Genomic DNA, 8,616 nt, shown 5'->3' on the forward strand with positions numbered 1-8,616 from the left:
TCTCTCCTCCAATGCTGGTTGATACCAGGCTAGCAAGTAAACTGAGACACTATTTTTTGAAGTTCCCCAGCCATATTTGCCAATTCTCTAGCAGATTCCTGGCTGCTCATCGCACCTTTTGCAGTATCCTGAGCTGCTTGGGCAACACTCATGATATTTTCAGATATCTCGGAACCACCTTTTGCCGCCTCAGAAACGTTACGACCAATTTCACTGGTAGTAGCCGCTTGCTCTTCAACTGCTGATGCGATAGTGTTTTGCGTCTCATTGATTTGTTTGATGATATTGCTTATTTTGGTAATAGCATTCAATGATTCCTGAGTATCGGCTTGAATGGTTTCTATCTTGCGACTGATGTCTTCCGTTGCTTTTGCTGTTTCTTTTGCCAACTCTTTGACTTCATTAGCCACTACAGCAAACCCTTTACCAGCCTCACCTGCCCTTGCTGCTTCAATAGTCGCATTAAGTGCTAATAAATTGGTCTGTTGGGCAATTGAAGTAATGACTTTCACCACATTACCAATTTCAGTACTGCTCTCCCCCAGTTTAACCATAGTTCGATTTGCATCTTCGGTAACAACTACAGCCTGATTGGCAACCTGAGCGGCATCAATGGCATTTTTTGCTATTTCATTAATACTGGCATTCAATTGTTCAGCTGCAGCTGCAACCGTTTGGATGTTCTGACTGACTTCTTCTGCTGCCGCAGATACTAAATTGGATTGAGCCGAAGTTTCTTCAGCATTTCCTGCCATTTGTTGACCGTTAGACGTCATTTCATCAGCAGAAGTAGTTAAGGCGTGCGAGCTGTTGGATATGGACTGCACCGTTTGTCGTAATTGGTGGAAAAATGTTTTTAAGGATGCGGCGATCAGATCTATAGGTTTGTCTCCATCGACTGTAATTTCCTGAGTCAAATCCCCTTCACTGGCTGCTTTGACTATATCCAGTATCACATCAACTTTTTTAATGATGTATTCCTGCTCCTGTTTTTGTTTGGTAATATCGGTTGCGATTTTAATGACTTTGAATACTCGCCCCATTTCGTCTTTAACTGGCGCATAAACTGCACGAATCCAAATTTCAGCGCCATTTTTACCAAAGCGTTTAAACTCATCATTGAATATGGTGCCATTGGCCAGTTCTTTCCAAAAGTTTTCGTACTCCATTGTTTTTACAAAAGCAGGATCGACAAAGATGCTGTGATGCTTTCCTTGTATTTCACTGAGTTGATATCCAACGGTATTCAGAAAATTGGCATTTGCATTCAAAATATTCCCACGAGTATCAAATTCAATAAATGCGTAAGCTTGATCTATGGCATCAATGATGCCTTTCATGTTCTGACGTTCTATTTCCTGATCCGTTATGTCGTAACGAACACCTATATATTTAATAGGTCTGCCATCATCTCCCAAAACAGGACAAATGGTTGCATCAACATAATAAGGCAGGCCGTCTTTTTTTCTATTTTTAATTTTTCCTCTAAAAATATTTCCGGTTCCTATGGTGTTCCACAGTTCTTTGAACAAACTTTTTGGACTGTCTGGATGACGAAACATATTGTGAGGATTACCGATACACTCTTCCCTATCGTACTGGGATACTTCACATAATTTATCGTTTACCGATAAGATATCACCCCGTTTATCGGCTGTTGAAACGATACAAGTCATGTTAATGATTTTTAATATCGCATCATGTTCACGTTTACGAATCTCTTCTTCACTCAAAACACCAATAGCTTTTCCTGCTTTGCCGTTGCCTTTGGTCAAAGCAGGCTTAGTTTCGTTTTTAGCGTTTAAATGATCCATATTATTCATGATTATTCCCTTATAATTAAATGACGTTTTGTTCTAGCTGACCTAAACTAATTACCTTATCTATATCTAAAATTAACAGTAATTCATCTTCCAGTTTGCATACCTCTTTGAGTACCGCTCGTAATTCACCTTTCAAATTTTCTGGCAGCGGTTCAAAATGTTCTACAGAAATATCAATTACATCCCCTATATCATCAACGAGAAAACTAACTGCTCCATCCTCAACCCGCACAATCACATTAGTTGGTTTTTCATGCTCAGATAATGGCGAAAACTCAAGTCGAGTTCGCATATTAATGGCAGTTACTATTTGACCTCGCAAATTAATCAAGCCACTAATACGCTCATCAGCTAATGGAACAGTAGTCATTTCTTGATAACGAATGACCTCCTGAATTCGACTGACATCGATACCAAAGAAGTATTTATCTACATAAAAAGTACACAATTTACGCTCTTCGCTCATGATAATTTCCTAGGCGCTGGCCGAATCGAAGTAAGTTGGCAATACCGAGTGGATGATGCTTTCAACATCCAGGATCTCAGTCACTTTATTTTCAACAACTGCCGTACCTGATACTCCTTTTCTGGTAATTTGACTGTCTAACATAAAAGTTCCCTCAACAATATCGTATACATGATCCACAATGAGGCCAAAATTTCTCTGATCACGTGAATACACGATGACCTGGACTTTTTCTCTACTTTCCGCCGTAGTTGAGTGCCCATCGATATAATGATCTAAACGAACCAAAGGCATTATCGAATTACGATATTGAACCACTTCTTGCTTTCCTGCTGTTTCTATATTGCTTTCATGAAACTCTTCTATACGATCTACTTTACTCAAAGGAACAGCCATAAGAGAGTGATTACCGGAACGTAATAATAATAATGTTTGTTTTTCACCTGATTCGGACGCTTCATGGCTCATATGAGGAATTTTTTTGGATTGCATGTTATTGGGAAGTAAACCGGCTTTACGAGCCAATCCCATCACATCAAGAATCAGAGATATTTTCCCATCACCCATTATGGTTGCGCCTGCAAAAGCAGTTACATTTTTCAAAAGTTTGCTCAGAGGCTTGACTACAATTTCCTGAGTGTCGTTAATGTTATCCACGATTAAGCCAAAATGAGTTTCACCTGCCTGCAAAACGACAATATTGATGCTCTCATTTATTTCTTTCAGTTGCGACAGATGCGGCAACTCCAATTCCTTGGCAAGATACACCAAAGGAAGCAGCTTTCCTCGCAATTTATATACTGGCGTGTCTTTGATGAATTTAATGTCTTGTTTAATTTGACTGCATTCCAATCGAACCAACTCTAAAAGATTCACTTGCGGTATTGCGTATCGATTGCGATCACAGGTTACAATAAGCGCCGGTATTATGGCTAAAGTTAGCGGGATTTTGACTTTAATTGTAGTTGATTCACCGACTTTGCTCTGAATGTCTATTGTTCCATTAATGCGCTCTATATTAGTGCGCACCACATCCATGCCAACACCCCGTCCTGAAACGTTAGTCACCTTTTCAGCAGTGGATAAACCGGGAAGAAAAATAAGATAAAGGGCATCACGCTCACTCATTCGTGATGCGTGTTCTTTAGTTATGAGTCCTTTTGCTACCGCTTTTTCCTTTACTTTTTCTGAGGAAATGCCACCACCATCATCGGTAATTTCAATATTAACATGACCGCCTTCATGATAAGCCTTCAAAGACAAAGTCCCCTCTTCCGGTTTACCAAGCGCTTTACGAACTTCCGGCCTTTCTATGCCGTGGTCTACCGAATTACGGACTATATGAGTTAATGGATCTTTAATTGCCTCAATGAGGGTTTTATCTAACTCGGTTTCCTTGCCAAGCATTTGCAAAGCTACTTTTTTTTGACAGGAAGTTGCCAGGTCACGAATTACCCGAGGAAATTTACCCCAAACATTACCTATGGGCTGCATTCGTGTTTTCATTACCCCCTCTTGCAATTCAGAAGTAATCAGATTAAGGCGTTGAGATACAGAGATAAAACTCGCATCCGAATCCATTGAAATAAACTGTAAAATTTGATTGCGGGAGAGTACCAACTCACCAACAAGATTCATTAATTTATCTAAAAGCTCAACATTGATTCTTATCGTTGAATCCACCAGATTGGTCGCTTTTATCTCGGAAAGATGAGCAGGATCCGTATTGGAAATTGAGTTAAATGATGCATCTCTGGTATCAGAGTGTTCTGAGAACTCATGAGAATCAACAGAACTTAATTCATGTTGCGAGGATAACTCCTCCGATGCGTTTTGAATGTCTTGTGCCTCAGTCTCACTTGAAACTTGCTCGGATTCTGTAACGTTGGGTAAAGATGGCTGTTCGTTTATCGATTGAAGCTGATGCAGGGTTTCAATCAGACTAAGATATTCTTCTTCACCATCCTGCCCCGTTTCTGCTATACAGGCAAGCATGCTTCTAACGGCATCAACGGTATGCAATAAATTAGTCGTTATCTGGGTTTCGAGAGTGATTTTACCATCACGTAATAAAGAGAGTAAGCTCTCTGCGGCATGAGTTAATTTTTCAAGCTTGTTAAAGGCAAGCATCCCTGCTCCACCCTTAATCGTGTGAATGGAGCGGAAGATAGCTGACAAAATTTTGGGATCTGATGCATCTTGTTCTATAGCGACAAATCCATTATCCAGGTTATCAAGATGCTCATTACATTCAGTCAAAAACTCTTTGATTATTTCATCGTCCTCATCATTCATGATCTAAGCCCGTCCTTGTTTTACATCTCAGATTAGTCGATTAATTCGTGTGAGTTACTTAGTTAACGTGTCAGCTTTCATAATTTTTCTTGGCTTCATCAAGAGAAAGGCAGGTGATTGCCGATGCGGTTTCTTCATACTCTTTTAACTCTTTTGCAACCATTGCCTTGGCAACAACAAGAGGTTTAATTTGCGCTTTCTTACAGCTGCTGAGGATGAAACCTATCAATTGAATAGCCGAAGAATTCAAAGCATCATCCTTAGACATATCCGTGATAATTTTTTTTGCTCCATCTTTAATCGAATTATTCAGTTGCTCTTTAATTTCTGTGGCAGCCTGAGAGCTCATTTTGTCCGGGAATACAATAATATCGATATCGTTGTCTTTAACGAAAAACTTACACACTTTCTTTTCTTCCAAAGACAAGTATTTTCTTACCCTTTCCATCAATTGGTCGCCTTGGAAAGGCTTGGAAATATAATCTTTAACACCCAGCTTGATAATCTGTACCACAACATCTTTACTTGATTCAGCCGTCAACATGATCACCGGGATGTCTTTTACCGCAGGGTCGGATTTAACTTTTTCAAGCATTTCGATACCGTTCATCACAGGCATGGTCAAGTCCAGAATAACCAAATCAGGCTTATCACGATGGATGACAACCAAGCCTTCCGCCCCATTCTCAGCTTCACTGACCACGCAGTCAAAAGGCTGAAAAGCTTTGTTGATAATTTTTCTAATTACACTACTGTCATCTATGGTTACTATCTTATAGGTTGTCATCGCACGATCTCCCTGGTCATTCGTTGTACTTGCAATCCAATAGCAAAAAGATACGCGCCCATCCTTAATACACATTGGTCTTACAATATATCTATTTCCATAATCACAACTTTTAATTTCACCAACTTGAGTTTTTTTACACTCTCAAATGTTGTTTTAATTTATCTTCTATATAAATAAAGGTAGTAGATGGATTGTAATAAAAGGAGGGTTTTGTGAAATATTTATTAAAAACTGATCGCACTCATTTTTTATTTTTAATTTTCTCAACACCCTTGATTTTTGCCATTTTCGAGGTGCATCACTCATGAATCATTATTGGTTTAATATGATATTTACAGAAATAAAAATACGTACTAGATTTAAATTACAGTTAATTATTATCGAGTCTGATTACCTAAAATGTATAAAGATCAAATACTCACTGCTCAAAACTGCCAAAACTGTTACATGCTAAAAAATTGCTTGATGTCTAAAGCTGATTTAAGCACCATGCAGCCTGATACTTTTCAACTTAAATCCAGCATTGCACACGCAAACGAATATATTGCCACTGATTTTATTGAAAAAAATCAATTTATCATAGTCAGGACGGGAGCAATCATCAAAGAATACATTGACTCGGAAGGAACTGCTTCTTTGGTTGATATCTATTTCCCTGGCGACATTATTGCAGGCAATCCTGAGATAGCAATGAGTTACTCTATGCGCTTAAAATCAGTAGAAACATCAAGTCTTTGTTATCTTAATACATATATCTTCGATACTCATCATCACTTATACACTGGTTTCTTGAAAATTCGCTTAAAAAATCTTGAGGAAAGTAATGCGTTTAAGCAACTTCTTCTAACGTACAAAGATCCCATTAAAAGAGTCCTTCTTTTTATTTTAACCATTGTAAAGAAAAAACATGTATTCCTGTGTGACGATATTGAAATCAAAATTAATCTATCCCGTAAACAAATTGGAACCTATTTAGGCTTGGCAGAAGAAACTGTGATACGCTCATTGCGCTTTTTGAGTGAGTTAGGATTGTTACATGTGAATAGTAAAAATTTTATTATTCCCCAATATAAAAAACTTGTGCAATATTACAAAATTAGCAATACATGTGACCCTGCCGAGACCTCTAAAACAGATAAAACTCATTGATTATTCAACTCATCAAGGCTTATCCACTCATCCGCTCTCAATGACTTATTTAAAAGCCTGTATCTAAAAAAATCGCACAAATACATGAGATAATAAACTCATTAGAGGCTAAATACTTGTGATAACGCTCTTATTGGCCTAATATCTTAAAAAGGACTTGTTTTTATTTTTTCAATTTGTACCAGAAAGTGAGGTTATTGATTTTTTTTTAATACCTGAAAGCTGGCTGGATATGTTTGGCAATTTTTGTATTGACACGATGTTATTCATCCTGAGATGAAGAAAGGCCAAAAGGTTTTATTCATCATTAACGTTTAACTATGACTGCTGACTATGCTTATGAATAATACTAATACGATAAACATACAAAAAATCATAACAGACTCTACGTTAAACATGTTTTCAACCATGTTATCCATGAATCTGGAAACGCCGAATGAACCCGCATGTGTGGAACACCATGAATTTCAATTTATGGGACTTGTAGATTTGGACGGTGAATTAATTAGCGGCTTGATTGTAATTGGCTTAACCGAAGAGTTTGGCCGCATAATTACTGCTCGCATGCTGGACCAATCGGTTTCTGAAATCCAATCCACCCAGGAAATTATGGATGTATCCAAAGAGGTATGTAATATTATTAGCGGTAACCTGAAATCCAGATTATGTGATATGGGATTTTCATGTCGAATTACGCCACCATCAGTCATTCAAAGCAAGGATTATAATTTAAACTCTGATGATTGGATGTATTCTGTATGCCATTTGTTTCACTTTGAAGAACACCAATTTTATGTTCGCAGTTTTTTCAAAGGCTCTGTTGAAAGTTTTTCCTGACGCTCCATCATCACACGAGCATCCTAAAGACAATTTCGTTTAAAGATGCTCGTAAATAATGAAACCCACCTTATTTAACACACATAATCAAGACCTATTATGCCCGTTTGAAAATTCATGGAACCTAAAGATACATTCCATGGCGACGTTTCGGGGTGGAGCCCGGGATAGTATGTATTGCCAAAAGTATAAGACGAAGCTGCACCATAGATGTAACGGTACTCCGCAAACACTGATAAATGAGAAGCAATCTGAGTGCGTAATCCTACCCGTGTTTGCGCTGCCAAAAGTGTAGATGAAGCTTTGGTATTTGAATTAAAGTGATTCACGTCTTCATTAAAGGGCATTATCTGATCAGAATTTGCTTTAGAAAGTGTATTGAATAAAACCCCAAGTCCAACACCCGCATAAGGAATATAATTTTGCGACAGCGAGGTTCTCAAATCAAAAAGAGTATCTAACATTAAAACGCCGGAATTTAAATTAAAATCGTCGACAAAAACATGTTGATTAGCCGAAATGCTATTCGCTGGCGAAACAGTGCCCTCTGGCCGCAAAACAGCTGGCTCCAAAACCGGGTTGGTTAGAGTTCCTGACATCTTGCTACCCAAATAATAACTTTCCAATTCAATTCGTGGTACGAGATTAACTCCTGTTTTTGTTCCAAATTGCAATTCATTCATCAAATATCCCACATGAATACCCGCAATTACTCCGTTATTCGTTTGTGAAGTGCCCATGACATTGACATGCAAATTATAATTAACATCCGTTGGTGCTGCCTGTCCTGGATATAAGTCGCCTATATATCGATAAGACATTCCGGATTGACTGGTATAAATCCTGTCATGAGCACCAACACCACCAAAAATCCCCCAATATACTGAATGATCATTAGTTGGCGAGTTATGACCCATCGTTCCAGAAAAAACAGTTAATGGCATTAAAATGAAACCACACAACACGATTACAACACGACGACTACTCATTTATATTCTCCAAAATAACATGACAAGGTGACTGTGCTTATCTTTAGACTGCGCAAAAAGCGCCAAGATGTCAACCCACTGTTTTAATTCACTTTTTGCCAAATGATTATGAGCAATGGATTGACCAAAAAAATACTATTTATCGTCTGGTTTACTAATCACCTTAGGTACTCCCCCTACTACTGCGTATTCCGGAGGACTTGATCACTAATTCCGTTAGGCATTTGATCACCGATTCCGGAGTATTTGATCACTTCAACGCCTCAC

7 protein-coding genes are annotated in these 8,616 nt (G+C 38.3%); 2 read left to right on the forward strand and 5 right to left on the reverse strand.

Translation table 11 applies throughout. From position 1 onward, the window contains the following. Positions 1–29: 29 nt before the first annotated feature. The 4 genes from Lwor_RS11800 to Lwor_RS11815 all read right to left on the reverse strand — a co-directional run bounded on the left by Lwor_RS11800 (position 30) and on the right by Lwor_RS11815 (position 5,371). Positions 30–1,823, reverse strand: a complete 1,794-nt coding sequence (locus tag Lwor_RS11800; protein ID WP_058494086.1) for a methyl-accepting chemotaxis protein — start codon at positions 1,821–1,823, stop codon at positions 30–32. Positions 1,824–1,839: 16 nt separating this feature from the next. Then, complete coding sequence (locus Lwor_RS11805; RefSeq protein ID WP_058494087.1) at positions 1,840–2,289, reverse strand: chemotaxis protein CheW; 450 nt, start codon at positions 2,287–2,289, stop codon at positions 1,840–1,842. Between the two features lie 9 nt (positions 2,290–2,298). Next, positions 2,299–4,584: a chemotaxis protein CheA gene (locus Lwor_RS11810; RefSeq protein WP_058494088.1), complete on the reverse strand. Its 2,286-nt coding sequence runs from the start codon at positions 4,582–4,584 to the stop codon at positions 2,299–2,301. A 70-nt stretch (positions 4,585–4,654) separates the two neighbouring features. After that, positions 4,655–5,371, reverse strand: a complete 717-nt coding sequence (locus tag Lwor_RS11815) for a response regulator (protein WP_058494089.1) — start codon at positions 5,369–5,371, stop codon at positions 4,655–4,657. Positions 5,372–5,839: 468 nt separating this feature from the next. Here Lwor_RS11815 and Lwor_RS11820 point away from each other — a divergent pair, with 468 nt between their 5' ends. Both Lwor_RS11820 and Lwor_RS11825 read left to right on the forward strand, forming a co-directional pair. Beyond that, positions 5,840–6,523, forward strand: coding sequence for a Crp/Fnr family transcriptional regulator (locus Lwor_RS11820; protein WP_162262307.1), 684 nt, complete (start codon positions 5,840–5,842; stop codon positions 6,521–6,523). Between the two features lie 339 nt (positions 6,524–6,862). Next, positions 6,863–7,360 carry a chemotaxis protein CheX gene (locus tag Lwor_RS11825; protein WP_162262308.1) on the forward strand — a complete coding sequence of 166 codons (498 nt, stop codon included), beginning with the start codon at positions 6,863–6,865 and terminating at the stop codon, positions 7,358–7,360. A 74-nt stretch (positions 7,361–7,434) separates the two neighbouring features. Here Lwor_RS11825 and Lwor_RS11830 read toward each other — a convergent pair whose 3' ends face one another. Beyond that, the gene (locus Lwor_RS11830; RefSeq protein WP_058494092.1) at positions 7,435–8,349 is read right to left on the reverse strand and encodes an outer membrane protein; all 915 of its coding nucleotides are present in this window, start codon (positions 8,347–8,349) and stop codon (positions 7,435–7,437) included. Between the last annotated feature and the right edge of the window lie 267 nt (positions 8,350–8,616).

The organism is Legionella worsleiensis (assembly GCF_001467535.1).
Classification (GTDB): Bacteria; Pseudomonadota; Gammaproteobacteria; order Legionellales; family Legionellaceae; genus Legionella; species Legionella worsleiensis.